At 65.0% G+C, this 24,839-nt stretch carries 30 protein-coding genes; 6 read left to right on the top strand and 24 right to left on the bottom strand.

The genetic code is table 11. The features are described from left to right. Positions 1-27: 27 nt before the first annotated feature. From flgH to ACZ1A1_RS21160, 12 genes are all read right to left on the bottom strand, one after another. A complete protein-coding gene (gene flgH / locus ACZ1A1_RS21215; RefSeq protein ID WP_463621459.1) occupies positions 28-738 on the bottom strand; it encodes a flagellar basal body L-ring protein FlgH in 711 nt (236 codons plus the stop codon). Beyond that, on the bottom strand, positions 735-1,268 hold the full coding sequence (locus tag ACZ1A1_RS21210) for a MotE family protein (RefSeq protein WP_463621458.1): 534 nt from the start codon (positions 1,266-1,268) through the stop codon (positions 735-737). Before ACZ1A1_RS21210 ends, flgH begins: the two co-directional genes overlap by 4 nt. Next, positions 1,265-2,377, bottom strand: a complete 1,113-nt coding sequence (locus ACZ1A1_RS21205) for a flagellar basal body P-ring protein FlgI (RefSeq protein ID WP_463621516.1) — start codon at positions 2,375-2,377, stop codon at positions 1,265-1,267. The genes ACZ1A1_RS21210 and ACZ1A1_RS21205 overlap by 4 nt, the downstream gene beginning before the upstream one ends. After that, positions 2,377-2,886 (bottom strand): flagellar basal body P-ring formation chaperone FlgA, encoded by a 510-nt coding sequence (gene flgA / locus ACZ1A1_RS21200; protein ID WP_463621457.1) that lies wholly within the window; start codon positions 2,884-2,886, stop codon positions 2,377-2,379. The genes ACZ1A1_RS21205 and flgA overlap by 1 nt, the downstream gene beginning before the upstream one ends. Positions 2,887-2,906: 20 nt before the next feature. Next, positions 2,907-3,689, bottom strand: coding sequence for a flagellar basal-body rod protein FlgG (gene flgG / locus ACZ1A1_RS21195; protein WP_313194400.1), 783 nt, complete (start codon positions 3,687-3,689; stop codon positions 2,907-2,909). Between the two features lie 9 nt (positions 3,690-3,698). Then, complete coding sequence (locus ACZ1A1_RS21190; RefSeq protein WP_313194401.1) at positions 3,699-4,031, bottom strand: flagellar hook-basal body complex protein FliE; 333 nt, start codon at positions 4,029-4,031, stop codon at positions 3,699-3,701. Further along, complete coding sequence (gene flgC / locus ACZ1A1_RS21185; protein WP_313194402.1) at positions 4,028-4,447, bottom strand: flagellar basal body rod protein FlgC; 420 nt, start codon at positions 4,445-4,447, stop codon at positions 4,028-4,030. Before flgC ends, ACZ1A1_RS21190 begins: the two co-directional genes overlap by 4 nt. A 3-nt stretch (positions 4,448-4,450) precedes the next feature. After that, entirely contained in the window at positions 4,451-4,831 is a 381-nt protein-coding gene (flgB, locus tag ACZ1A1_RS21180; protein ID WP_313194403.1) for a flagellar basal body rod protein FlgB, read from the bottom strand. Positions 4,832-5,093: 262 nt separating this feature from the next. Beyond that, on the bottom strand, positions 5,094-5,660 hold the full coding sequence (locus ACZ1A1_RS21175; protein ID WP_313194404.1) for a flagellar protein: 567 nt from the start codon (positions 5,658-5,660) through the stop codon (positions 5,094-5,096). Beyond that, positions 5,657-7,012 (bottom strand): flagellar protein export ATPase FliI, encoded by a 1,356-nt coding sequence (fliI, locus tag ACZ1A1_RS21170; protein WP_463621515.1) that lies wholly within the window; start codon positions 7,010-7,012, stop codon positions 5,657-5,659. Before fliI ends, ACZ1A1_RS21175 begins: the two co-directional genes overlap by 4 nt. Before the next feature lie 63 nt (positions 7,013-7,075). Continuing rightward, the gene (flgF, locus tag ACZ1A1_RS21165; protein ID WP_415212183.1) at positions 7,076-7,801 is read right to left on the bottom strand and encodes a flagellar basal-body rod protein FlgF; all 726 of its coding nucleotides are present in this window, start codon (positions 7,799-7,801) and stop codon (positions 7,076-7,078) included. Between the two features lies 1 nt (position 7,802). Beyond that, positions 7,803-8,582, bottom strand: coding sequence for a DUF1217 domain-containing protein (locus ACZ1A1_RS21160; protein WP_463621456.1), 780 nt, complete (start codon positions 8,580-8,582; stop codon positions 7,803-7,805). 170 nt (positions 8,583-8,752) lie between these two features. On the opposite strand from ACZ1A1_RS21160, the gene motA reads away from it, so the two are divergent. The 6 genes from motA to ACZ1A1_RS21130 all read left to right on the top strand — a co-directional run bounded on the left by motA (position 8,753) and on the right by ACZ1A1_RS21130 (position 13,944). Next, positions 8,753-9,631, top strand: coding sequence for a flagellar motor stator protein MotA (gene motA, locus ACZ1A1_RS21155; protein ID WP_313194407.1), 879 nt, complete (start codon positions 8,753-8,755; stop codon positions 9,629-9,631). A gap of 3 nt (positions 9,632-9,634) precedes the next feature. Beyond that, positions 9,635-10,579: a FliM/FliN family flagellar motor switch protein gene (locus ACZ1A1_RS21150; protein WP_463621455.1), complete on the top strand. Its 945-nt coding sequence runs from the start codon at positions 9,635-9,637 to the stop codon at positions 10,577-10,579. Positions 10,580-10,642: 63 nt separating this feature from the next. Next, positions 10,643-11,224, top strand: a complete 582-nt coding sequence (gene fliN, locus ACZ1A1_RS21145; RefSeq protein ID WP_463621454.1) for a flagellar motor switch protein FliN — start codon at positions 10,643-10,645, stop codon at positions 11,222-11,224. Between the two features lie 30 nt (positions 11,225-11,254). Continuing rightward, positions 11,255-12,295: a flagellar motor switch protein FliG gene (gene fliG / locus ACZ1A1_RS21140; RefSeq protein ID WP_313194410.1), complete on the top strand. Its 1,041-nt coding sequence runs from the start codon at positions 11,255-11,257 to the stop codon at positions 12,293-12,295. Between the two features lie 120 nt (positions 12,296-12,415). Further along, positions 12,416-13,495 carry a flagellar biosynthesis protein FlhB gene (gene flhB / locus ACZ1A1_RS21135; RefSeq protein ID WP_463621453.1) on the top strand — a complete coding sequence of 360 codons (1,080 nt, stop codon included), beginning with the start codon at positions 12,416-12,418 and terminating at the stop codon, positions 13,493-13,495. Between the two features lie 5 nt (positions 13,496-13,500). After that, positions 13,501-13,944 carry a hypothetical protein gene (locus ACZ1A1_RS21130; RefSeq protein ID WP_119257666.1) on the top strand — a complete coding sequence of 148 codons (444 nt, stop codon included), beginning with the start codon at positions 13,501-13,503 and terminating at the stop codon, positions 13,942-13,944. Positions 13,945-13,984: 40 nt separating this feature from the next. Here ACZ1A1_RS21130 and visR read toward each other — a convergent pair whose 3' ends face one another. The 12 genes from visR to ACZ1A1_RS21070 form a co-directional block, all read right to left on the bottom strand. Continuing rightward, positions 13,985-14,728, bottom strand: coding sequence for a transcriptional regulator VisR (gene visR / locus ACZ1A1_RS21125; protein ID WP_313194412.1), 744 nt, complete (start codon positions 14,726-14,728; stop codon positions 13,985-13,987). A gap of 10 nt (positions 14,729-14,738) precedes the next feature. Further along, entirely contained in the window at positions 14,739-15,482 is a 744-nt protein-coding gene (gene visN / locus ACZ1A1_RS21120) for a transcriptional regulator VisN (RefSeq protein ID WP_463621452.1), read from the bottom strand. Between the two features lie 578 nt (positions 15,483-16,060). Continuing rightward, positions 16,061-17,755, bottom strand: coding sequence for a flagellar basal-body MS-ring/collar protein FliF (gene fliF, locus ACZ1A1_RS21115; RefSeq protein WP_313194414.1), 1,695 nt, complete (start codon positions 17,753-17,755; stop codon positions 16,061-16,063). A 266-nt stretch (positions 17,756-18,021) separates the two neighbouring features. Next, positions 18,022-18,411, bottom strand: coding sequence for a chemotaxis protein CheT (gene cheT, locus ACZ1A1_RS21110; protein ID WP_463621451.1), 390 nt, complete (start codon positions 18,409-18,411; stop codon positions 18,022-18,024). Positions 18,412-18,494: 83 nt separating this feature from the next. After that, positions 18,495-19,049 (bottom strand): chemoreceptor glutamine deamidase CheD, encoded by a 555-nt coding sequence (gene cheD, locus ACZ1A1_RS21105; RefSeq protein ID WP_313194416.1) that lies wholly within the window; start codon positions 19,047-19,049, stop codon positions 18,495-18,497. Further along, on the bottom strand, positions 19,046-19,435 hold the full coding sequence (locus tag ACZ1A1_RS21100; RefSeq protein ID WP_119257659.1) for a response regulator: 390 nt from the start codon (positions 19,433-19,435) through the stop codon (positions 19,046-19,048). Before ACZ1A1_RS21100 ends, cheD begins: the two co-directional genes overlap by 4 nt. Continuing rightward, a complete protein-coding gene (gene cheB / locus ACZ1A1_RS21095; protein ID WP_313194417.1) occupies positions 19,435-20,493 on the bottom strand; it encodes a protein-glutamate O-methylesterase CheB in 1,059 nt (352 codons plus the stop codon). The genes ACZ1A1_RS21100 and cheB overlap by 1 nt, the downstream gene beginning before the upstream one ends. After that, the gene (gene cheR / locus ACZ1A1_RS21090) at positions 20,490-21,395 is read right to left on the bottom strand and encodes a protein-glutamate O-methyltransferase CheR (RefSeq protein WP_119257657.1); all 906 of its coding nucleotides are present in this window, start codon (positions 21,393-21,395) and stop codon (positions 20,490-20,492) included. The genes cheB and cheR overlap by 4 nt, the downstream gene beginning before the upstream one ends. Beyond that, on the bottom strand, positions 21,392-21,856 hold the full coding sequence (locus tag ACZ1A1_RS21085) for a chemotaxis protein CheW (RefSeq protein WP_313194418.1): 465 nt from the start codon (positions 21,854-21,856) through the stop codon (positions 21,392-21,394). The genes cheR and ACZ1A1_RS21085 overlap by 4 nt, the downstream gene beginning before the upstream one ends. Before the next feature lie 3 nt (positions 21,857-21,859). Continuing rightward, a complete protein-coding gene (locus ACZ1A1_RS21080; RefSeq protein ID WP_463621450.1) occupies positions 21,860-24,136 on the bottom strand; it encodes a chemotaxis protein CheA in 2,277 nt (758 codons plus the stop codon). Positions 24,137-24,152: 16 nt separating this feature from the next. Continuing rightward, a complete protein-coding gene (gene cheY1 / locus ACZ1A1_RS21075; protein WP_069059983.1) occupies positions 24,153-24,518 on the bottom strand; it encodes a chemotaxis response regulator CheY1 in 366 nt (121 codons plus the stop codon). Beyond that, on the bottom strand, positions 24,515-24,814 hold the full coding sequence (locus tag ACZ1A1_RS21070; protein ID WP_463621449.1) for an STAS domain-containing protein: 300 nt from the start codon (positions 24,812-24,814) through the stop codon (positions 24,515-24,517). The genes cheY1 and ACZ1A1_RS21070 overlap by 4 nt, the downstream gene beginning before the upstream one ends. Positions 24,815-24,839: the final 25 nt, after the last annotated feature.

Raw genomic sequence — 24,839 nt, 5'->3', positions numbered from 1 at the left:
TCCCGTGTTGCGAGGATGCCGAGATCGTCAGATCGGCGAGAACAGGTCGATGGCCTGCTGGCCCCATGGCGGCTGCTGCACTTCGGTCAGGCGGCCGCGGCCGCCGTAGGAGATGCGCGCTTCCGCGATGCGCTCGTAGGCGATCATGTTGTTGGCATCGACATCCTGCGGCCGCACGATGCCGGCGACGTTGAGGATGCGCAGCTCATGGTTGACGCGCACTTCCTGAGAGCCGCTGATGAGCAGGTTGCCGTTCTCGATGACGCCGGTGACGACCGCCGCGACGAGCAGGTTCAGCTTCTCCGAACGCTCCGTCGAGCCATCGCCCTTGGTGCTGGTCGAGGACCCGAAGGCCAGGTCGCCCTTGGCATCGACGCTGCTGTCGGCGGTCGAGCCGCTGAGGCCGAAATTGATGCCGCTCTTGTTGGTGCGCGAGCGGTCGGTCTTGTTGTCGAAGCTCGCCTTGTCGTTGACGCGGATATTGACCGTCAGGATGTCGCCGACCTTGAAGGCACGGGAATCCTTGAAGAGCGCCGACTGCTGGTCGCTCCAGATCGAATAGCCGGAAACCGCCGTGCGCGGCTGCTTGGGATAGGCCGCCATCTGCGGCGTCTCGGCATAGTTGAGGCCGCTGCCGATGGGGCTCATCGCCGGGGCCTTGCCGATCTCGTTGATCGCCTGGCTGGAGCAGCCCGACAAGGCGAGCGCCACGGAGAGTGCGAAGGCGGTCTTCTTCATGACGGGTCCTTTGACGTATTCGGGTCGCTTGCCGCGGTGAGGATACGGGTGAGGGCCGCGGCCTTGTCGGCCGGCATTTCCCCGAGGATCGTGCTCGACTGGCGCGGCGCCAGCTTCATGACGATGGCGGAGGCGATTTCCGGATCGAGCTCGGCAAGCTGGGCAGCGGCTGCGTCCGGCTTCATCTTCTTGTAGATCTCGACGAGGCCGCCTTCGGCGGTCTTCAGGAAATCGTTGCGGCGCTTCAGCCAGTCCTCGTATTCGGCGCGGCGGGCTTCGAGCGTCTTGATGCGCTCGTCGACATCCTGCTGCAGGTTTTCCAGTTCCTGCTTCTGGAGGAGATAGCGCTGGTCGCGCGCCGCGTCCGCGATATTGGTGCAGAATTCGCGGATCTCGTCGGCGCTGGCATTGGTCGTGGTGATGACGGGACGGTCCTCGGCGAAGGCGCCGGGAATGGCCATCATGACGAAGCCTGCGGCGGGGAGCGCGAGCCTGCGGGCGATCGTGGAAAGGGTCATGCCTGTTCTCATTGCAGCACCAGTTCCGCCTGGAGGGCACCGGCTGTCTTGATGCTCTGCAGGATGGAGATGATGCCATCCGGCTTCACTCCGATGCTGTTGAGGCCCGAGACCAGCGAACGCAGGCTGGAGCCGTCGAGCATGGCGACGTTGCCGCCCTCCTGCTGGACGAGGATGTCCGTGCTCGGCTGGACCGCCGTCACGCCCTTGGAGAAGGGCTCGGGCTGGACCACCTGCGGCATCTCGTTGACCTGCACGGTCAGCGAACCGTAGCTGACGGCGACCGGCGAGATGCGCACATCCTGGCCGATGACGATCGTGCCCGTGCGCTCGTTGATCACGACGCGCGCCGGCGCATCCGTCTCGATGACGAGGTTCTCGATGTCGGCCATCAGGCGGGCAAGGTCCGCCATCTTCGGCTTGGAGACGTAGACGGACTGGGAATCGCGCGATTCGGCGATCGGCGAGCCGTACTGGGCGGCCGCATAGCGGTTGATCGCGTCCGCCATGCCGACGGCGGTCGAGAAGTCGGGGTTGCGCAGCTGGAGGACGAGGTCGGACGCATCCTTGAAGCGCGAGGGAAGCTCGCGCTCGATGATGGCGCCGTTCGGCACGCGGCCGGCGGTCGTCACGCCCTGCTGCACGCTCGCGGCATCGCCGCTGGCGCTGATGCCGGTGACGACGATCGAGCCCTGCGCGACCGCGTAGATCTGGCCGTCCGCGCCGGAAAGCGAGGTCATGACCAGCGTGCCGCCGCGCAGCGAGGTGGCGTCGCCCAGCGAACCGACGGTGACGTCGATGCGGCTGCCGGGGCTGGCGAAGGGCGGAAGGTTGGCGGTGACGAGCACGGCCGCGATGTTCTTGGCGCGCGTCTGCGTGCCGACCATCGAGATGCCGAGGTTCTGCAGCATGGCGCGGACCGACTGCTCGGTGAAGGGCGAGGAGCGCATGCTGTCGCCCGTGCCCTGGAGGCCGACGACGAGGCCGTAGCCGATGAGCTGGTTCTCGCGGCCGGCCTGCAGCGAGGCGACGTCCTTGATGCGGGCGGCCGGCAGGGCCGGTCCCGTCGCAAGCAGGAAGCAGGCGAGGAAGACGGCCGTGCGGGAAAGGAAAGACTGCATCATTTCGCCACCACATGTACGGTTCCGTCCGCCATGACGGTGCCGGAAACGATGACCCCAGAATCCTTGTTGCGGACCCGGATGAGTTCGCCGACGGCCGCATCCTGCAGCGGCGTGCCGGCAGCGCGCAGCACCATCGAACGGCTTTCGAAGACGAGCTGGACGGTGGTGCCGCGGGAAACCGCGAAGGGCTCGCGCAGCGCCGAGGTGAGGATGACCCGGCCGGGCAGCAGCGTGCGCCTCGTCACCATCCCGTTGACGGCCGCGATGGTTTCCGCAAAGCCGTTGACGATGTTCGGATTGGTGACCTCGACCTCTTCGAGCTGGCCTGCATCCAGCTCCTCGCCGGGGTAGATGATGCGCTTGGGCACGACGGCCGTGCGCGTATCGGCAAGGGCCGCATCGGCGACGAGAAGTCCGAGCAGCACCGCCGGCGCGGCAAGGGCCGCGCGCCGGAGGGCCGGAAGGGTCTTTCCCGTACGAAGAGCTGCTATCAGGCGAAACATCATGTTCCCCGCATGTCCGGTTGCTATCTCAGGTTCTTGCTGACCACCGCCGCCATTTCGTCCGCTGCCTGGATGATCTTGGAGTTCATTTCATAGGCGCGCTGGGCGGAGATCAGGTCGGTGATTTCCTTGACCGGATCGACGTTGGACGCTTCGAGGTAGTTCTGCTGGATATAGGCGAAGCCCGCTTCGTCCGGCGCGCCCACGGTCGCGGCGCCCGATGCGGCGGTCTCGCGGAAGAGGTTCTCGCCGAGCGGCTCGAGGCCCGCTTCGTTGACGAAGTTCGCCAGCGTGATCTGGCCGAGATCCTGCTGCTGGCCGGCGACGGTCGCGAAGACCTGGCCGGACTTGGTGACGTTCACTTCCGTCGCGTCCTGCGGCACCGTGATGCCCGGCACGACCGTATAGCCGTCGAGGGTGACGAGCTGGCCTTCGGCATTGGTGTTGAAGGCACCGGCACGGGTATAGAGCGTGGAGCCGTCCGGCGCCTCGATCTGGAACCAGCCGCGGCCGATCAGCGCGAGGTCGAAGGAGTTGCCGGTGGAGACGAGCCCGCCCTGGAGGTGCAGGTTTCGCACGGCGGCGGTCTTCACGCCGAGGCCGATGATCGCGCCTTCCGGCACGACCGCCTGGTTGGCGCGGTTCGGCACCCCGGCGGCGCGCTCGGTCTGGTAGAGCAGGTCGGAGAACTCGGCGCGGGCGCGCTTGAAGCCGGTCGTGTTGATGTTCGCGATATTGTTCGCGATCACTTCGAGATTGGTCTGCTGCGCGTTCATGCCGGTCGCGGCGATGGCAAGGGCTTTCATGTCCGGTCCTCAGATCTGCATTCTTGCGACTTCGAGATAGGCGGTGACGACCTTGTCGCGGATGGCGATGGCGGTCTGCAGCGTCTGCTCGGCGTTCATGACGGCGTCGACCACTTCGCGGGTCGAGGCCTTGCCCTGGATGGCTTCAAAGGACTTGGTCTCGCCGAGCTTCAGCGTGTTCGTCATCTCGGTGGCCATATCGCCCATCACCTGGGCGAAGGACATCTGGGTGCCCGTTCCCTGCGCGGCCGCGGCGGAAACGTTGCTCGCTCCCCCCATCTCGACGCCGGTCGCGGCGTTGCCCGACAGAAGGGAATTGATGCTCTTTACGCTTTCGATCATTGCGAGGCCCTCAGGAGGTCGATCGTCGCGCTGATCAGGTCGCGCGACTGCTTGATGCTCTGGAGGTTCGCCTCGTACGAGCGGTTGGCTTCACGCATGTCGGCCATCTCGACGATGACGTTGACATTCGGCATCTTGACGTAGCCCTTCTCGTCGGCCGCCGGGTTGCCCGGATCGTATTCGCTGGAGAAGTCGGTCTCGTCGAAGCCGAGACGCGAGACTTCCACGAGCGAGGCGTTGGTCGCGCGGTCGAGCTCGGAAGCGAAGGTCACGGTCTTGCGGCGGAAGGGATCGGCGCCGGGCGTGTCGCCCGTCGAACGGGCGTTGGCCAGGTTCTCCGAAACGATGCGGATACGGGTGGACTGCGCCTCGAGTCCCGAGGCTGCGACTTTCAGGGAAGCGACGAGCGGATCCATTTCTTACCTTTTCACTGTCATCAGCATCATGCGATGAAAGGCCTTGACGAGGCCGGCATTCAAATCGAACTCACGCTTGACCTGGCCCTCTTTCATGAGTTCCTCGGCAAGGCCGACGGTGTTGCCGGACTCCTGCACGCCGATCTCTTCGGTGGGTCTGGTCTCGATGACGCGGCTGGCCATTTCGGTTTCCGTGAAGTGGCCGGGCTGCGTCGCCGCCATGCGGATGCCCGTCGTCTCGAGCACCGACTGGAAGGGAGTCACGTCCTTCGCCTTGAACCCGGGGGTGTTGGCGTTGGCGATATTGCCTGCAACCACACTCTGGCGGACGGCGAGCCATTCGGCCTGTTTCGTTGCCAGTTCAAACAGTTGTATCGGTTGCATGACAAGCTCCATCCTTGTTCGAGGCGAACCTACGGAGCCAATCTTGCGTCAGACTTGCTGTGCGGCGGTTTCCCGCCAACCGCCTGATTTCGTGAAAGAATAAATATCGCGAAGGAGGGAACCCTCCCTCTGCCCGCCGGCATCTCCCACAAGGGGAAGACAGTCGAAGGCTTGCGCACCATTCGAAATCGAATGCAAAATGGTGCAGCACGCCAAGCCCCTCCCCCTTGTGGGGAGGGTTGCGGAAGGGCCTTCCTTCGGCTCAGTTGCGCTTGATGACTTCGCCGTTCGAAGTCACGATGACCCAGGCGCCGTCGCGCTGTTCCAGCGTGGCGAGGCGGCTATTGTCCGGCAGGATCGAGCCGACGCGCACGATATACATGCCGCGGGCATCCTCGATGAGCGCCCGGCCGTTCGCCACATGCATCAGGCGGAAGCCGGAATTGACCGGTAGCGGCTGGTCGAGGCCGGTTTCCACCGGTGCGCCGAGCGTCTTCTCCGCGCCGAGGCTGGAGGTGGTGGCCGTCGCGACCGGGTCGAGGCTTGCGGGCGCCGGGTCCTTGTCGTCATCGATCATGGCGGCGGGGGAAACGCTCACCACCTGCTTGCCCGCCGTTTCCGGCAGGTTGCGCGTCGTACCCTTCCAGAGGGTCGGGACCGAGAACTTTTCCGGGTTGAGAAAGACGTACCAGGGGAAGAAGGCCGCGCCCGCCGCCAGCATCACGCCGGTGCCCATGAGCAGCTTGTCGCCGAAGCTGTAGCCCCGCGCCCGTTCCGGCCGCCGCAGCGGCTGGATGGTTTCGTCCGCGTCGAAATCGGTCACTGTCATCCCCTTCGCATGGCCGGCGCGCCGCCCTGCCCGGCCGCATTCTTCAGCGCGATCGCGAGATCGGCGAAGGCGTCGCCGGCGGGCCTTTCGCCCGGCGTCTGTTTCAGAACCTCGTAGATGATCGGCACCTGCTTGATCGCCATGTCGAGATCGGGATCGCCGCCGGGGCGATAGCCGCCGATGAGGCGGAGGTCCCGCGTTTCCTCGAAACGGTGGATCAGCGCCTTCAGCCGCGAGACCAGCTTCTCCTGATCCGGCGTCCAGGCCTTGCGGGCAAGACGCGAGATGGAGGCGAGCGGGTTGATCGGCGGATAGCGCCCCTCCTCGGCAAGGCTGCGCTCCAGCACGATATGGCCGTCGAGGATGCCGCGCGTCGAGTCGGCGATCGGGTCGTTGTGGTTGTCGCCGTCGACGAGGATCGAGATGATCGCCGTGATCGTGCCGGTGCCTTCCGCGCCGGGGCCGGCGCGCTCCAGAAGACGCGGCAGCTCGGTGAAGACGGAGGCGGGATAGCCGCGCGCGATGGGCGGCTCGCCGGAGGCGGTCGCCACCTCGCGGATCGCATGGGCAAAGCGCGTCACGCTGTCGATGATCAGCAGCACGTTGTCGCCCTGGTCGCGGTAGTGCTCGGCGATGGTGACCGCCGTCAGCGGCGCCATCTTGCGCAGCATCGGGCTCTCGTCGCTGGTCGCGACCACCGCGACGGACTTGGCGAGATTGTCGCCGAGCGTGTCCTCGATGAACTCGCGCACTTCGCGGCCGCGCTCGCCGACCAGCGCGATCACCACCTTGTCGAAAGCGTCGGCCCTTGCCAGCATCGACAGCAGCGTCGACTTGCCCACGCCGGAGCCGGCGAAGATGCCGAGGCGCTGGCCGAGGCAGAGCGGCGCGAAGATGTCGATGGCGCGCACGCCCGTATGGAAGCCCTTCTCGACACGCTTGCGCGTCATCGAGGGCGGCGCGGAATTGGAGATCGAGCGGCGCACGTCGCCCTGCACCAGCGGCCCGAGGCTGTCGATGGGCTCGCCCAGCGCATTGATCGTGCGGCCGCACCAGGAGGCGGTCGGCGCGACGCGGAAGGCGCCCTTGCGGATGACAGTGTCGTGGATGCCGATCGGCTCGCCCGGCTCGATGGGGCAGACGACGACCGTATCCGGCTCGACGCGCACCACCTCGCCGAGATGGACGCCCGTGGCGCTCTTGTGCGCCACGAACTCGCCGAGGCGCACATGGCGCGACAGGCCGCCGACCGTGTAGTTGCCGGCCGCGATGGTCTGCACGTGGCCGCCATGGGCGACCGAGAATTCCGGCGTGGAATAGCGCCGCACGAGCCCCGCCAGCGCATTCATCATGCGCCCGCCCTCGGGCGTGCCTGCCGCTTTTCCGCCCTGTCCTTCCGCCGCGCCCGTCATCGCTTACTTGCTTCCGCCGAGGGTGCGGACCGCTTCGCTCATCGAATCCTCACTGCTGCGCGTCAGCGCGGCGATGTTCTCGAAGGCGCGCGTGACCTGGATGAGCTGCGTCATCTCGGCGATGGCGTTGACGTTCGATTCCTCGACATAGCCCTGCGCCACGCCGGCATCGACGCGGTCGGTCACCGGCTGCGGCGGGATGGTGGTGATGATGCCGCTGTTGCCGGCGCGCACGAAGCCGCCGGAAAGATCGGCCTCGAAGATGCCGAGCGCGGCGACCGGCCGGCCGTTCTGGTTGAGCTGGCCATCGGCGCTGAGCGTGATGGGGCCGGCATTCGCGTCGATCTGGATCGGGCCGCCGCCCGGATCGAGCACCGGATAGCCGTTCAGCGTGACGAGGTCGCCGGCATCCGTCAGCGTGAAGCGGCCGTCACGGGTGAGCGTCGGGCCGGATGGCGTCTCGACCTGGAACCAGGCTTCGCCGCGGATCGCGAAATCGAGCGTGCCGTTGGTCTGCGTCAGGCCGCCGTTGCGGGTCGACAGGAACTCCTCGCCCTGCGAGACGAAGGCGACGTCGGCGTTCTTCTGGTCGCTGACGACCTGGTTGAACTTGACCTCCGTCGCGCGGAAACCGACCGTGGTCGAGTTCGCGACGTTATCGGCAAGGGTGGCCATGCGGCGGTCGAGCGCGATCTGGGACGAAAGCGATACATAGAGCCCGGTCTGCATCTCAGCGACCTCCGAGTTTCAGGTTGTTGATGGAAAGGAGAAGGTCGGTCGAAATGCCGGTGACGCTCGACGACCTGAAGACCGTCAGCGGATCGTAGCTGCCCGAGGGATTTTCCAGCTCCCACATCGAGGTGAAGCGCTCGAGGAACTTGCCGACCTTGGACGGGTCCTTGAAATCGACGAGATCGAGCGCCTTTTCATAGTAGGCCGCCTGCCGGTCGACATCGGTGGCGGCGAATTCGGCGGGTAGCTGCAGGGCGGTGCGCACCACCTGCGCCAGCGCGTCGTCGGCGATGATCGAATAGCCGGAGGTGATGGAGGAGGCCATGCGCTCGAAATAGAGCGCCAGGCGCACGCCCGTATTGTCCTCGCCGGCGCTGACCTCCAGCGTCTCGCGGGCATATTTCTCGGCGACGCCCTTCTGGGCGCGGTCGAAGGTGGTGGCGAGCTCGCCGTGGCGGGCGAAGTTCAGCGATTCCGCCAGCTCCTTGTAGCGGCTGTCGGAGAGCTTGTTGGCGAAGGCGTCCTTGTCGTCGACGCCCTCGGTCAGCACCTTGCGCATGAAGGCCTTGGCATAGGCCATGTCCTCCAGGCCATGCGCCTTCATCACGTAGTTATAGAGCCTGTCGTCGGCGAAGAAGGCGTCGATCGACTTTATGCCACCGATCCTGGAGAGGTAATATTCCGTCTCGCGCTTGACGTCCGGCTGCTCCGAAACGCGCTTCAGCGACGTCGAGAGGTCGGCGGAAATCAGCTTGTAGCTCGTATAGGTGGTGGTCACGATGGGCTGCCGATCAGGTTCGAAAAGACATGGATGTCCGTTTTGAACCGCGATCTTCAAGGCTTTTGCTTGCGCGAACCTGATCCGTTAACCCGCCATAAGGTACAGCTTCACGCAAGGCTGGAACCGTATCCCGGAACGGTCAGAATTGTGTCGGGACACCTGCGCTCATGAACATCATTATCGGTCTCATCGTCACCGTCGGCTGCGTCTTGGGCGGCTTCATGGCCATGGGCGGGCACGTCGACGTGCTGATCCAGCCATTCGAACTCATGATCATCGGCGGCGCCGGCGTCGGCGGCTTCATCGTGGCGAACACGATGAAGGTGATCAAGGAAACCGGCAAGGCGCTGGGCGAGGCCTTCAAGCACAAGGTGCCGAAGGAACGCGACTATCTCGATACGCTCGGCGTGCTCTACAGCCTGATGCGGGACCTGCGCACCAAGTCGCGCAACGAGATCGAAGCCCATATCGACAACCCGGAAGAATCGCCGATCTTCCAGTCCGCGCCGACCGTCCTGAAGAACAAGGAACTCACCGCCTTCATCTGCGACTATGTCCGCCTCATCATCATCGGCAATGCCCGCTCCCACGAGATCGAGGCGCTGATGGACGAGGAGATCCAGACGATCACGCGCGACAAGATGAAGCCCTACCACGCCATGACCACGATGGGCGACGCCTTCCCGGCCATCGGCATCATCGCTGCCGTTCTCGGGGTCATCAAGGCGATGAGCAAGATCAACGAATCGCCGGAAGTCCTCGGCGGCCTCATCGGCTCGGCGCTCGTCGGCACCATGCTCGGCATCTTCCTGTCCTATTCGGTCGTCGCGCCGATCACCGCCAACATCAAGGCCGTGCGCGAGAAGCAGAACCGCCTCTACGTCATCGTCAAGCAGACGCTGCTGGCCTACATGAACGGCTCCGTGCCGCAGGTGGCGCTGGAATACGGCCGCAAGACCATCTCTTCCTACGAGCGCCCGTCGATCGACGCGGTGGAGCAGGAAATGATGAATCCCGGCGGCGGCGGCGATTCGAAGGCGGCCTGAGAAATGAGCGCAGCAACCGTGACATCCCTTCCCACCATGGATCCCGTCGTCCTCGCGCGGCTGACCGGCCGGCTCGGCGACCAGGCCACGATCTCCCGGCTCTGCGCCAGCCTCGGCGAGGTCTTCGCCGAATTCCTGCCCGACATGCTGGAAAGCGAGCTCGGCTTCGAGGTCGCGGTCTCCTATGCCGGCTTCGTCACCGGAAAATATGCCGAGGTCACCCAGGGGCTCGGCGGCGCCATGGCCTTCTGCGATGCGTCGATGCGCGACTGGTGCGACCGCTTCACGCTGATCTGCGACAGCCCGCTGATCATCACGCTCGTCGAGAACATGCTCGGCGCGCTCAGCGATGCCGTCGAGGATCCCGAGCCGCGCCCGCTCTCCAAGATCGAGCTGGACGTCGCGGCCATGATGTTCGACCGGATCTCCGGCGTGCTGAAGACCGCCGTCAACGGCGCGAACGGCTTCGAGCCCTTCCTCGGCCCGGCGCACAATGCGGAGATCCGCAAGTCGGCGGAGGACGGTTCCGACGAAACCTTCGTCGCCATGATCAACATGGCCGTCGGCATCGGCCCGGTCCTCTCGACCTTCCATGTCGTCGTGCCGCAGAGCGTGCTGCTGAAATCGGTGATCACCGCCCCGAAGCCGGCCAACGCGCCCAAAACGCGCGTCGAATGGAGCGAGCAGCTCGGCGAGCAGGTCCGCCGCTCCAAGGTGACGCTGGAGGCGCGCATCCGCCTCGAGGCGCAGACGCTGGACACGATCAGCCGGCTCCAGGCGGGCGACATCATCCCCTTCAACGAGGCGGGCGACGTGCGCGTGGAGGTCAATGCGAACGGCCGCAACCTCTATGTCTGCGAATTCGGCCGCTCGGGCGCCCGCTACACGGTTCGCGTCAAGGATACCTACGGCTCGGAGGAAGAGCTTCTCCAGCACATCATCGGATAGTTTTGCGCATGAAGCCTGCGGGGCGGCACGCCTCAGGCAAGTTTCGAATGGAATAGTGGTCTTATGGCACCGAAGAAAACACCCATCGCTGACGACATCATGTCTTCCATCAACGCGGGCGACCAGGAACTGGAGCAGGCGATCGACGACCTGCGCGGCGTTCTTCAGAAGGATGCCTCGGGCGCTGCCGAAACCGCGGAGGACGATCCGCTGGCCGCATTCGGCGGCGATTTCGGCGGCAGCACGGATTTCAGCGCCGGCACCGATTTCGGCGGCGGCGCGGCCGTGTCGGATTTCGGCACGGATACCGGCTTCGGCGGTTCGGATTTCGGCGGCGGCGCCGATTTCTCCGAGAGCCTCGGCGAGGCGCCGCGCCCGGGCAGCGCGATGGAGTCCAACATGGACCTCATCATGGACATCCCGATCGATCTGCAAATCGTCCTCGGTTCCTCGCAGATGCAGGTCTCCAGCCTGATGAACCTCAGCGAGGGCGCCACCATCGCGCTCGACCGCCGCATCGGCGAGCCGGTCGAGGTCATGGTCAACGGCCGGGTGATCGGCCGCGGCGAGATCACCGTTCTTGAAAACGACGACACCCGCTTCGGGGTCAAGCTCATCGAAGTGAAGAGTACACGCAAGATCTGACGACCGGTTAGGTCTCAGGGAGATGAATCCATGATGGATTTCGAGAATTTCGGGACGTCCACGGCGGTCGGGACACCGCTTTCGCAGGTCGAGAAGGCAGCAGCCGTCCTTCTCGCCATGGGCAAGGGCGTCGCCGGCAAGCTGCTGAAATATTTCACCCAGAGCGAATTGCAGCAGATCATCGCCGCCGCGCAGAACCTGCGCGCCATCCCCCCTCATGAGCTGATCGACCTCGTCAACGAGTTCGAGGACCTGTTCACCGAGGGCGCGGGCCTGATGGACAATGCCAAGATGATGGAAGGCATCCTCGAGGAGGGCCTGACGCCCGACGAGGTGGACGGCCTGCTCGGCCGCCGCGCCGCCTTCCAGGCCTACGAGACGACGATCTGGGACCGCCTGCAGGACGCCGACCCGGTCTTCGTCTCGCAGTTCCTGCTCAACGAGCACCCGCAGACCATCGCCTATATCCTCTCGATGATGCCCTCGTCCTTCGGCGCCAAGGTGCTTCTGGAGATTCCGGAGGCGCACCGCGCCGACATCATCAACCGCACCGTCAACCTGAAGGACGCGAGCCCCAAGGCCACCGCGATCGTCGAGGCGCGCGTCATCGAGATGATCAACGCGCTGGACGCGGAGCGCAATTCGATCGGCACGAACAAGGTCGCCGATCTCATGAACGAGCTGGACAAGTCGCAGGTCGACGAGATGCTCGCCTCGCTCGAAACGGTCTCGACCGAATCGGTCAAGAAGGTGCGCCCGAAGATCTTCCTCTTCGAGGACGTGCTCTTCATGCCGCAGAGAAGCCGGGTGTCGCTGTTCAACGACGTGTCGGGCGACATCATCACGGCGGCGCTGCGCGGCGCCTCGATGGAGCTGCGCGAGGCCGTCCTCTCCTCGATCGGCGCGCGCCAGCGCCGCATGATCGAATCGGACCTCGCCGCCGGCGATCAGGGCGTCAATCCGCGCGAGGTGGCGATCGCCCGCCGCTCGATCACGCAGGAAGCCATCCGTCTTGCCGCCGCAGGACAAATCCAGTTGAAGGAGAAGGAAGAGGCGCAGCAGGCCGCCTGATCCTTCTTGACACGATGGTGCCGCAGGCGGAGCGTATTTCCGGCCCGAATCTCCAGACAGGCGGTTCGGGCCGTTTGCTTTCGGCCGGAGCCTCCTGCCGGAATTGCCCTGGAGCGCGACGTGTCGGACGACGACAAGGACAGTAAAACAGAACTCCCGACAGAGAAGAAGATTCGCGATGCGATGGAAAAGGGCAACACGCCCTTCTCGCGCGAGATCACGATCTTCGCCTCGACGCTGGCGATCTATCTCTTCCTGGTCTTCTTCCTGCCGGGCGGCATCGCGCGGATGAGCGAGACGCTGCGCGACTTCTTCGAGCAGCCGGAGGCCTGGAACCTCAAGACCGGCACCGACGTCATCGCCATCTTCCGCCATCTCGGCTGGGAAGCCGGCGCGCTGCTGATGCCGATCCTCCTGATGATGATGATCTTCGGCATCGCCTCGTCGGTCTTCCAGAACCTGCCGAGCCCGGTCTTGGAGCGCGTGCGCCCGCAGATCAGCCGTCTGAGCCCGATGAAGGGCCTCGGCCGGCTCTTCGGCAAGCAGGGCCTCGTCGAATTCGGCAAGTCGCTGATCAAGATCCTGCTGGTGTCGCTGGTCGTGGCGATCGCCATGCGAAGCAACTATTTCGCCTCGCTCGACACGATGTTCTCCGAGCCGCAGGCGCTGCTCTACATGATGACGACGGACATCAACAAGGTCCTCATCATCATCCTCTTCGCCACCGCCCTCATCGCCGCCATCGACTTCGCCTGGACGCGCCATCACTGGTTCACCGAGCTCATGATGACGAAGCAGGAGGTGAAGGAGGAAATGAAGCAGGCCCAGGGCGACCCGATCGTCAAGGCCCGCATGCGCTCGATCCAGCGCGACCGCATCCGCCGCCGCATGATGACCGCCGTGCCGCGCGCGACGCTCGTCATCGCCAACCCGACCCACTTCGCCGTGGCGCTGCGCTATGTGCGCGAGGAAGGCGATGCCCCGGTGGTCGTCGCCAAGGGCCAGGACCTCATCGCGCTCAAGATTCGCGAGCTCGCGGAGGAGAACGGCATTCCCGTTTTCGAGGATCCGCCGCTCGCACGCTCAATGTTTGCGCAAGTCTCGGTGGATAGTGTCATTCCGCCGGTGTTCTACAAGGCCGTGGCGGAGCTGATTCACCGGGTTTACGCAGCCTCGCCCCAGACCAGACGGGTAAACTAGATCCGATGAGAAAATGCACCTATTCCGCCGAGCGCGAGAAGATTGTCGCAGAAGCAATCTGCCCGGTCGCCACCGAGCTGAGACTGCTCGACGCGGCCGATCTCGTCTCGCTGTTGCGTTTCGAGTGCTACGGTAACCTGGCCGACCTGGTCTCCTCGGCGGCCGAACTCTATTTCCTGCCCGGCACGGTCAATTTCGGCGCCGGCGGCGACTATCGCCTCGACTGGGACACGGAGCCGGAAGTGACGCTGGACATGGAGCTGCGCCCGCAGGGCGTGACGGTCTATGCCAAGCTGATGCTGCAGAAGGACAAGGCGGGCGTCGAGGTCACCCACGTCGCCTTCAACGATCCGGCCGCGGATCCCGACGACAACACGGCCTTCCTGCGCAGGAGCCTTGCCGAGGCGCGCTATGTGACATCCGGCTCGGCGCCGCAGCACGCGCATTGAGCGCCGAAAACGGCCGGTCCGCCGGCCGTCCCCTTTCCCCTCAGATGATATAGCCGAGGCGGATCGCCTTCGCGATCGCCTGGATGCGGTTGACGGCGTCGAGCTTCGTCGTCGCCGTGCCGAGATAGGCGTTCACCGTATGCACGGAGAGGCCCATCTTTTCCGCGATCGCCTCGGAGATGCAGCCGTCGCCGGCCATCTGGAGGCAGGCGATCTCGCGCTCGCTGAGCGAGGCGGAGGGCGCGAGCTTGCGCTCCTCGCCGGCCAGCATGTCGATCAGCACCTGGCAGCTCTTCATGTGCATGTCGATGATGAGATCGGCGGGGGGCGCGATGAAGGTGCCGAGGAAGAGGACATAGCCGTTGCCATGCGCGCCGAGGCGGACCGGGAACGCCATGCCCGACCAGGGCAGGAGACGGGCGGGAAGGCGCGTCACGAAAGGATCGGCCGCCGCCTCGACGAACTGGCTGTCGCCCGCCCCTTCCCAGATCAGCGGCAGCATCGAGGCTTCGAGATGCGCGAGCATCGTCTGACCGTAGGCTTCGAGCAGCAGGCGGGCATTGCCCTCCACGTCGCTCGCCCAGTTGTGCAGCGAGAGCGCCAGCTTGCGGGCGGACGGCAGGCCCTGGCCGCTGAGGCGCAGGACCGCGAACTGCTCGGCGCCGAGGATCGTCTGCATCACCAGGAGGCGCGACACGAAGTCCGCGGCGCTCGCGCTCTTCTGGGGACGCGCGATGCGGATCTCTGGCTCCAGGCTTGCAGGAGCGGAAAACTGACCGGCCATCCGCCCCTCCTCAGACCAGGTTGTTGCGGACGGCCCAGGCGATCGCTTCCGATCGCGTCCGGGTGGCCGTCTTGCGCATCACGCTGGTGATGTAGTTGTTGATCGTGTTGCGGGAGATGCCCAGGATGACGGCGATCTCGTCGCTCGTCTTGCCTTCGGCGATCCAGTAGAGGCATTCGATCTCGCGATCCGTCAGCTCCATCTCGCGGTCGTGCCGGAGGATCGCACCGCGGCAGCAGACGCTGGCGAAATAGCCGGTCATGACGCCGACGTCGCGCAGCTTGCTCTGGGAGAGGATGAAATGCTCCGGGAAGAGGAGCAGAAGCGACATGCGCACCCGCCCGACATGGAAGGCGATGACGCAATATTCCCGGCTGATGCCGGCCGGCACGGCCACGTCGTCGGCAAGGTGGTTGAAGCTCGGTTTCAAGAGCGTCAGGCACTTGTCCAGCTCGCTCATGCGCGACTGGCTGATGACGATGGCGCTCGCGATGTTGCGCACCAGGTCGAACGGCCAGTCGGATGCGACCACGGCCTCGAGCCCCGCTTCGGGCGATACGTCGTGACGGACGAGGAAATAATGGGAGGCGCTCACATAATCGGTCAGCGCCTTCAGGCCGGCGGAAAGGCCGGCGCGGCCCGCGCAGCGCGCGAGATGTTGAACCAGAAGTTCACGCGCACTCTTACGCTCACCTGACTCGGCAGAGAATCCATAGGATTCCCAGGCCGCGACATCCGGCCGGATCGATTCCATGATAGCCCCCTGTTCCAATTCCAAGCGGAGATCCTGCCTCCCTTCCGCCAAAGATCTGGAACCGTCCAAACCCCTCTCCGGTCAGGCCGCATCGGCAAGAATCACCAAGCGAATCAGTGACTAAAGTGTACATCTCCCCTCGCTAAAAACCACGGCATCTTCTCGGGATTTACTTTCGCCGGCTTCTGTGAGTCGGCCCGGTGCAAGTGATTTGCGCTTTGTCGCGCAAATACCGGCCGCGCCGGACAGCTCAGGTTAAATTCTTGTTAACCATACGATATTTGGAGAAGAGCCCGGCAATCGCCCATGCAAGCGGCCGCTCATGCGAGCGAAAACTGCAGGTCGGGCGCAGCGGCGCGGAACCGCAAAGGCCGCGAAATTTTTTTCATGCTTGCGCCACCGTGAACGTCATTTTCTTTCGGCACCGGTCAATTGCAAAAGAATTGCTGCAACCGGATTGAACGAGCGTTGCCGAAAAGCGACAGTCCTGCCGAAAAGTCAGACTTTTCCGGACGCCAGAACGAAAGACGCGGCCGTTTCCGGCCGCGTCCCGAATGTCTTGCTTCGTGGGGGAGCCGTCAGGCGGCTTCCTTTTCCACCGCCCACTTGCGCAGAATCTTGGCGGCGCGCTCCTCGCTGATCTCGACCATGCGGCTGAGGCGGCGTTCCGGGCCTTCCTTGACGCGGCGGTTGAAGGAGCCGTCGCCCTCGTCGCTCGCATTGAGCAGGTCGTCCGTGCTGTCGAAGCCGAAGTCCGCGCCGAAGCCGTCCATGAGCGTCGCCCCGGGGCCGCTGATGCCGCCAGCCGGCGAGAAGTCAGGAAGTTCGAGGCCTGCCGCATCGCTTTCCAGCGCGCCGGCCGCGGCGCCGCCGCCGGTGACGGAGCGAACCGCCGGGCGAAGGCCGAACCAGACGACGAGGACGGCGACGGCGACGAAGGCGAGCGCATTGATGATGCCGCCGATATTGCGCGTCAGCGTCTCCACGAAGCCGGGGCCCGGCACCGCGTCGTTCAGGAGCTGGTGGTCGAGGAATTCCATGGCGGTGATCGTCACGACGTCGCCGCGGTCCGGGTTGAGTCCGGCGGCGGAGGAGACGATCTTCTGCATGTCGGCGATATAGGCGTCGATCTTCGCCTGGTCGGCCGGCTCGCCGACCATGGCGGCGACACGGGCGCGGTTCACCACGACGGCGACGGAGAGCTTCTCGACCGCGAAGCCGTTGCGGACGGTGGCGACCGTCTTGCTGTTGATCTCGTAGTTGGTCTGCTCTTCCTTCTTGTCCGCCTCGTCGCTCGACTGCGGGCCGTTGCCGTCGCCCTTGGGACCGCCCTGCGGAATGTTCTGCTCGACGGTCGCCGCCTTGTTCGAGGCGTGCTGGCTGGACTTCTGGCTCTCCCGGGTCACGCGGACGGAGCGTTCCACGCGCGATTCCGGGTCGTAGACCGTTTCCTGGATCTGCTGCGTATCGGTGTTGAGGGCGGCGGTGACGCTGGCGCGGAAATTGTCCATGCCGAGGAAGGGCGCGAGCGCCTTCTCGATATTGCGCTCGATCTCGCCCTGCACGGTCTGCACCGTGTTCAGCGAGCGGTTGAGCTGGCCGTTTTCCGGATCGTCGCCGGAGGCGAGGAGCTGGCCGGCGGAATCGAGGATCGTCACGCCGTCGACCTCAAGCCCCGGAACGGAGGCGGCGACGAGGTGGCGGATGGCGGCGGCCGATTCACGGCCGGCCTGCGCGCTGGCGCGGATCATGACGGAGGCCGTCGGCACCTGGTCGGCCCTGCGGAAATTGCCGCGCTCCGGCATCACGACATGGACGCGGGCGGCGGCGATACCGTTGATCTGCTGGATGGTGCGGGCGATCTCGCCCTCGAGGGCCCGGATGCGCGTCACCTCCTGCATGAAGGAGGTGAGGCCGAGCGAGCCGACCTTGTCGAAGAGCTCGTAGCCGGCATTGGCGCTGCTCGGCAGGCCGCGCTCGGCGAGATAGAGCCGTGCCTTGCCGGTCTGGCCGACGGGAACGGCGATGCTCGATCCGTCCGTTCCATTGTTGAAGTCGATATTGCCCTCGGCGAGCGCCAGGCCGATCTGGTTCAGGTCGGCCTTTTCCAGCCCGACATAGAGCGTCTCGTAGGCGGGCTTGTTCACGAGGATCCCGGCGGCGAGCACGAGACCGATCGACACGACGGCGGCTCCGGCCAGCATCGCGAGTTTCGCCTGCCCCAGCGATGCCAGGTTCTTGTAGACTTTCGTCAACTGTTCCAACAGATTCATTCTGTTCCCGCACGGACTAGTCGCCTGGACACCGGACTACCATGCCGGCGCGATCAGACGCATTTTCAATCTCGTGAGATAGAGCCGGCACATTTCCGCACGCGCCGACCTGCCCCATGGAATACGCGGACCTGACTGATCCGGGCCGGAAACTAGACCGTGAAACTTGCGCGAGCATTTCGTGCCACGAAGGAAGGGCGGGCGGTCGAACGCAAAACGGCGCCCCGAGGGCGCCGCCGGACGGACCGCGTTCTTTTCGAATTTTCTCAGAAGGCCTCGAAGTCGCCGGCCGCCTTGCCGATCGGCTGGGAATGGCCGTGGCGCATGCCGTTGCTCAGCGCCTTCTGCATGTCGGCAAGCTTCACCAGGTTCAGCGCCGTGGTGACGTCGACGACCCAGCTTTCGGGAATGCTGGCGGTGATCGTGTCGATGAACTCGGCAAGGCCGCGCGTCTTCTGGACGGCAAGGTCGATGCCCTGCATCACCATCATGCGCTCGGTGGCGTGTTCAGCGGTGTCCCCGTGCACGGCCGCAAGCTGCGGCTCGATGCGCTCGATCAGGTAGGCGACGTCGTGCAGTTCGGACACGATTCGCATCAGGACATCCGGAAGGGCTTCCTCCATGGCGGTCGCGGCACTCAGATAGTCGGCTTGCATGGATTACCCTTTTTCCCGTACGGCCGGCGAAGGCCGGCAACGCAATACAGTTCGTACTTTTTTCCTCGCGGCGAAGACGCCGCTCAGAAGAATTCGATCGAGCTCTCGACGGGCTTTGCAGCGCGGACCGGCCGCTGTTCCAGCGCCACCGTCTTCTGCGTCTCGACGCCCGTCAGGGCATATTGCCGGGCCCGGCCGCTCGACGGCCAGTATTCCAGCTTGCGCCCGTGCTCGCCGCCCGTGCTCTCGCCGACGATGCGGATGCCTTCGTCCATCAGGAACTGGCGCGCGAAGAGCGCGTTCTGCTCGCCGACATTGGAAAAGCGCGCGATCGTCCTCGCCCCGCCGAAGATCTTCGCCTCCAGCCGGTCGCGGCGCGCGCCCTTCTTCAGGAGACCGTTGATCAGGAGCTCCATCAGATGAACGCCGTAGCGCGTGGCATCGCCCCCCGAGGCGAGCGCCTCGGCAGAGCCTGGCAGCAGGAAGTGGTTCATGCCACCGACGCCAAGGACCGGGTCGCGCATGCAGGCGGCCACGCACGAGCCGAGAATGGTGGTGAGCACCACATTCGGATCGTTGACGACCTTGTATTCGCCCTGAATGACATGGACGCGGCGCGCCCCGGCGTCTGATATCATTTCAATGCCCCGAACACGGCTTCGATGGCTGCCTTCATCTTCTCGATGGTGAAGGGCTTGGCCAGGACGTTGTTCGCGCCGAGCGCCGCCGCCTTCTGCACCAGCGCGCGGTCGCCCTGCGCCGTCAGGATGATGAAGGCCGCCTTCTTGGTGTTCGGGTTGGACCGGACCGCCTGAAGGAACTCGATGCCATCCATCTTCGGCATGTTGAAGTCGGAGATGACGAGGTGGTGCGGCTGCTGGGTCATGATGGCCATGCCCTGCGCGCCGTCGCCGGCCGCGGTGATCTGCTTGAAGCCGAGCTGCTGCAGGGCATCACCCAGCAGCAGGCGGCTCGTCACCTGGTCGTCAACGATGAGTACTTTGATTTTTTCAGCGATAGACATTATTCGCTCCCTTCTCTACGGGCCGCAGTGATCTTCAAGATTTCCTCCCCTATGGAGGAGAGCGGAAACTGGTGCTCGACGGCGCCCAGCTCGAAAGCCACTCTCGGCATTCCATATACGATGCAGGTTTTTTCGTTCTGGCCGATGGTTCGCGCCCCTGCATGACGCATCTTCAGCAAGCCCGCCGCCCCGTCCCGGCCCATGCCGGTGAGGATGACGCCGACGGCATTGCGCCCGGCAAGTTCGGCAACCGAATCGAACAGCACGTCGACCGAGGGGCGATGGCCGTTGACCGGATCGCGATCCAGCAGCCGGCAGCAGGGCGCATGCGGATTGGCGACCTGGAGATGGCGGTCGCCGCCCGGCGCCAGGTAGATCTTGCCGATCTCCAGCCGCGCACCGTCCGTCGCTTCCTCCACGACCGGCGCGCAGAGGCGGTTCAGCCGCTCGGCGAAGCTTTTCGTGAAGGTCGGCGGCATGTGCTGCGTGATGACCGTCGGCGGGCAGTTGACCGGGAATTTCTGCAAGACCGCGATCAGCGCTTCCACGCCGCCCGTCGAGGCGCCGATGGCGACGATCCGCCGGCCTGGCTTGTAGCTTGCCGCCGCGTTCACATTGGCGACGGTCGGCGCGAGCGGCGGCACGTCGGTGCGGACGGAGCGGCGCTGCGAGCGGGCGGCCGCCTTCACCTTCTCGGCAAGGTCGCCGAAGGGGCGGGCATCGCCCGGCTGCGGCTTGCCGACGCAATCGAAGGCGCCGATCTCCAGCGCCATCAGCGAGGCCTCGGCGCCGCGATGGGTGAGCGTCGAGACCATGATGACCGGCATGGGCCGAAGCCGCATGATCTTGTCGAGGAATTCGAGCCCGTTCATGTTCGGCATCTCGATATCCAGCGTCACGACGTCCGGATTGAGCTGCTTGATCGCGTTGCGGGCTTCCATGGCATCGCCCGCCTGCCCGACGACATTGACGTCCGGGTCGGCATTGAGCACGGCCGTGATCAGGCCGCGCATGGTCGGCGAATCGTCGACGACGAGGACGCGCGCGGGTGCCATCATGCGCCCCTCCTGTGCTTGCCGGTATAGCGGTAGGTGGTGATGCCGATATTGTCGAACTGGTGCTTGGCCTCGCCCGAGACGCGCTCGGAATGACCGATATAGAGGTGGCCATTCTCGCCGAGCATGCCGGCGAAACGCGACCAGATCTTCATCTGCGTCGGTTCGTCGAAATAGATGACGACGTTGCGGCAGAAGATGACGTCGAACGGGCCCTTGAACGGCCATTGCGCCATCAGGTTCAGTTCGTTGAAGGTGATGAGCCGCTTCACCCGGTCGTCGATCTGCCATTTCTGCCGGCCGCCGCTCTCGCTCTCGCGGAAGAACTGCTTGCGCATGGCGGGGCTGACGGTTTCGAGCGCGGTCGCGTCATAGGCGCCGGCGCGGGCGATGGCGAGGATCTTCGGATCGATATCCGTCGCGAGGATGCGGAAATCGTAATCCGCGACGTTCGGCATCAGCGACAGCACGGTGAGCGCGATGGAATAGGGTTCCTGCCCGTCGGAACAGGCCGCCGACCAGATGCGCACGCGCCCGCCGTTGCGGGCGCGGGCCAGAAGCTCCGGCAGGACGTCGGTGCGCATATGGTCGAAATGGTGATTCTCGCGGAAGAAGCGCGTGAAGTTCGTCGTCAGGTGCGACAGCATCTCGCGGCGCGCGGCGGCGCCCGCCGGCGAGGAGACGAGCGCGCAATAGTCCCTGAAACCCTTGAGGCCGAGCTGGCGGATGTGCTTGGACAGGCGCGAATAGACGAGCGAGGCCTTGGTCTCGTTGAGATAGATGCCCGCATCCGCATAGATCATGGCCGCGATCTCGGAGAGATCCCGGCGCGTCAGCGGGTATTCGCCGCTCGCCAGGCACTCGTCCGGAGACTGTCTGACATCGATGGCCGGGGAATAGGTCATGCGGCTTCGCTTTCCGTATGCGGGAACAGGGAGTCCAGCTCGATGAGGCAGATCATGCGGCCCTCGATGGCGAGGATGCCGCGCGCATAGGCCTTCTCGGCCTCGTTCGCGATATCCGGCGTCGGCTGGATATTCTCGTCGGTCACGGTCAGGATGTCGGAGACCGCATCGACCAGCAGGCCCACCACCTTCGGCCCGACCTGGGCGACGATGATGACGTGGCGCACCGTCGGCTCGGCCGGCTTCATGCCGAGGCGAAGCGACATGTCGACGATCGGCAGCACGACGCCGCGCAGGTTGATCACGCCCAGCACGTAGGAGGGCGCATGCGGCATCGGCGTCGCCTGGGTCCATCCGCGGATTTCCCTGACCGACATGATGTTCACGCAGAACTCCTGGTCGCCGATCCGGAAGGCGATCAGTTCGCGTCCATGGGTGAGATTCTTGACCGCATTCGTCATGGCTTAACCGGTGGCAGCAAGCGAGATGTCTTGTTTCAGGGACTGGCCGCGCGAGGCGGCGACGACCGCATCGACGTCCAGGATGAGGGCGACGCGCCCGTCACCGAGGATGGTGGCGGCGGCGATGCCCGGGACGTGGGTGTAGTTCGCCTCCAGGCTCTTGATGACGACCTGGCGCTGGCCCTGGATGGCATCGACCATCAGGGCGCGCTGGCCGCCGCCTTCCGATTCGACGAGGAGCGCGACGCCGTCCATCGGATTGGCCTGCGTGTTGCGGAAGTTGAGGATCCGGCCGACATCCACCAGCGGGCAGAAGGAGTTGCGGATCGAGATGAGCCGCTGCGAGGCGCCGAAGGAGTGGATGGCCGAGGCCTCCGGCTGCAGCGTCTCGACGATGGCCGTCAGCGGCACGACGAGCGTCTGGCCGGCGACCGTGACCACCATGCCGTCGAGGACGGCGAGCGTCAGCGGCAGGCTCATGGTGAAGACGGAGCCCTGCCCCGGCTTGGACGAGATCGAGATGCGCCCGCCCAGCGCCTGGATCGAGCGCTTGACCACGTCCATGCCGACGCCGCGGCCGGAAAGGTCCGACACCTTGTCGGCGGTGGAGAAGCCGGCGTGGAAGATCAGGTTGTCGATCTCCTCGTCCGAGAGGTTCGCATCGGCCGCGATCAGGTCGTTGTCGATGGCCTTCTGGCGCACCTTCTCGCGGTTGATGCCGGCGCCGTCGTCGGCAAGCTCGATGACGATGCGGCCCGAGCGGTGCTTTGCCGTCAGGCGGACGGTGCCTTCCGGGTTCTTGCCGAGGGCTTCGCGCTTCTCCGGCATTTCGAGGCCATGGTCGACCGCGTTGCGGATCATGTGCGTCAGCGGCTCGGCGAGCTTGTCGATGACGGTCTTGTCGACTTCGGTGTTCTCGCCTTCGGTGATGAGGCGGACCGACTTGCCGGTGATGTCGGCGATTTCGCGGACGGTGCGGGCCATACGCTGGAAGACCGGCTTCACCGGCTGCGCGCGGATCGCCATCACCGAATCCTGGATCTCGCGGGTGAGCTGCTGGAGCTCCTCGAGGCCCATGTTGATGGAGGACGTGCCGTTCGTGTCATTCTCGACGACGCTCTGCGAGAGCATCGCCTGGTTGATGACGAGCTCGCCGACGAGGTTGATCAGGCGGTCGACGCGGTCGAGATCGACGCGGATCGTCTGGCCGGCGGCAGCGGCCTGGCTCGCCTGCGCGGCGCTGGCGGCCGAGGCGGCGGCAGCGGCCTTGGCGTTTTCCGCGGCGCGGCTTGCGACCTGCGCGACCTTGGTGGCGGTTTCGGCGGCGGCAACGGCAGCGGCGGCATCGCTTTCGATGACGGCCGGCTCGTCCGCGGCGGCAGCGGCGCCCTCGTCGAGCATCGACAGGTCGAACGGCACGGGCTGCATGGGCAGCTCCTCGTCGCTCGCCGCCTCACCGACGACATCTTCCTCGACGGTCTGGATATCGAGGTCGCAGTCCCATTCGGCGAATTCGAAGACGGAGCGCACGCCGTCCTCGCCCTTGTCGGTCGTCACCGAGATCTTCCAGGAGAAATAGGCTTCCTCCGGGTTCATCTTGTCGAGCGTCGGCAGGGCGTCCATGTCGCAGTAGACGCTCATCTCGCCGAGGCGGGAAACGTCGCGCAGCAGGAGGACGGCTTCGTTGCCCTTGGCGTAGAGGTCTTTCTTCGGCTTGAACGCGACCTGGACGGTCGGCACGTAATGGTCGGCCGGTTCCTCGTCGAAATCGCCGAAGGAGAAGGGGATCGGCTGGAAGCCCTCGTCATTGACCGCCGGTTTTTCCACCACGGGCGCCGGCGCTACGGCCTTGGGGGCCGCGGCGGGCTTCGGCGCGGGCTCGGCGGCGACGGGCGCCTCGCCGTGGGCCAGCGCTTCCAGCTCGCGGATCAGGGTGCGGCTGCGCGATTCGTCGACGCTTCCGCCGTCGCGCGCCGCATTGGTGAGGTCCGCCAGCACGTCGGCGGACTTCAGCATGACCTTCAGGACATCCTGGGTCGGCTCCAGCTTGTTGGATCGAACGCAATCCAGTGTCGTCTCGAACACATGGGCGAAGGAGACGAGATCGTCGAGACCGAATGCACCGGCGCCGCCCTTGATCGAGTGGACGGCACGGAACACGGCATTGACCGTTTCGGGGTCGCGATCACCGTCGTTCAGCTTCAAGAGACCGGATTCCAGTTCCGCGAGCTGCTCCTCGCACTCCTGGAAGAAGATCTCTTTGATTTCGTTCATATCCATCGGGAGAATCCTGGATTTAGGCGGTTACGCGCTCGATTGCGTCGATCAGCTTGGTCGGATCGAAGGGCTTGACGATCCAGCCCGTCGCGCCGGCCTGGCGGGCGCGGTTCTTCTTCTCGGCGTCGCTCTCGGTGGTGAGGACGAGGATCGGGATCGCCCGGTACTTCTCGTTGCGGCGCACGCCCTCGATGAAGCCGAAGCCGTCGAGGCGCGGCATGTTGATGTCGGTGACGATGACATCCGGATTCGCATTTTCCAGGACTTCCAGGCCCTCAATGCCGTCTTCGGCCTGGATGGTCTCGAAGCCCGCATTGTTGAGGGTGACCAGCAGCATGTTCCGGATCGTCCGGGAATCGTCCACGGTCAGGACTTTCTTCTTCATTGCCTAGCCTCCTGTGCCAGCAAGTGATCGATGTTCACGCCGATGAGTTGCAGTGTCTTGATGAAAGGGTCGGACACCTTGTTGAAGGTGAAGGGCTGCCTGTCCTCTTCCCAGCTCCTGGCACCCGCCATCAGGACCTGGGCACAGAGCGCGCCGACCCGCTCGACCGCCGAAGCGTCGATGACGAGCGGATTGCCCTTGAGGCTCATGATCTGCGCATGCAGGGCCGAGGCCTCGTTGAGATCGAGAACGGGGGCAAGGCTTAGACTTTTCTGAGCGGCTTTCTTGCTCGCCATTAGGGTGTTCCTTGTCTGCGTCTGT

Source organism: Shinella sp. R2-11 (assembly GCF_055330205.1).
Note: the sequence above shows the minus strand (reverse complement) of the source record. Positions and strands in the feature narration are given on the sequence as shown.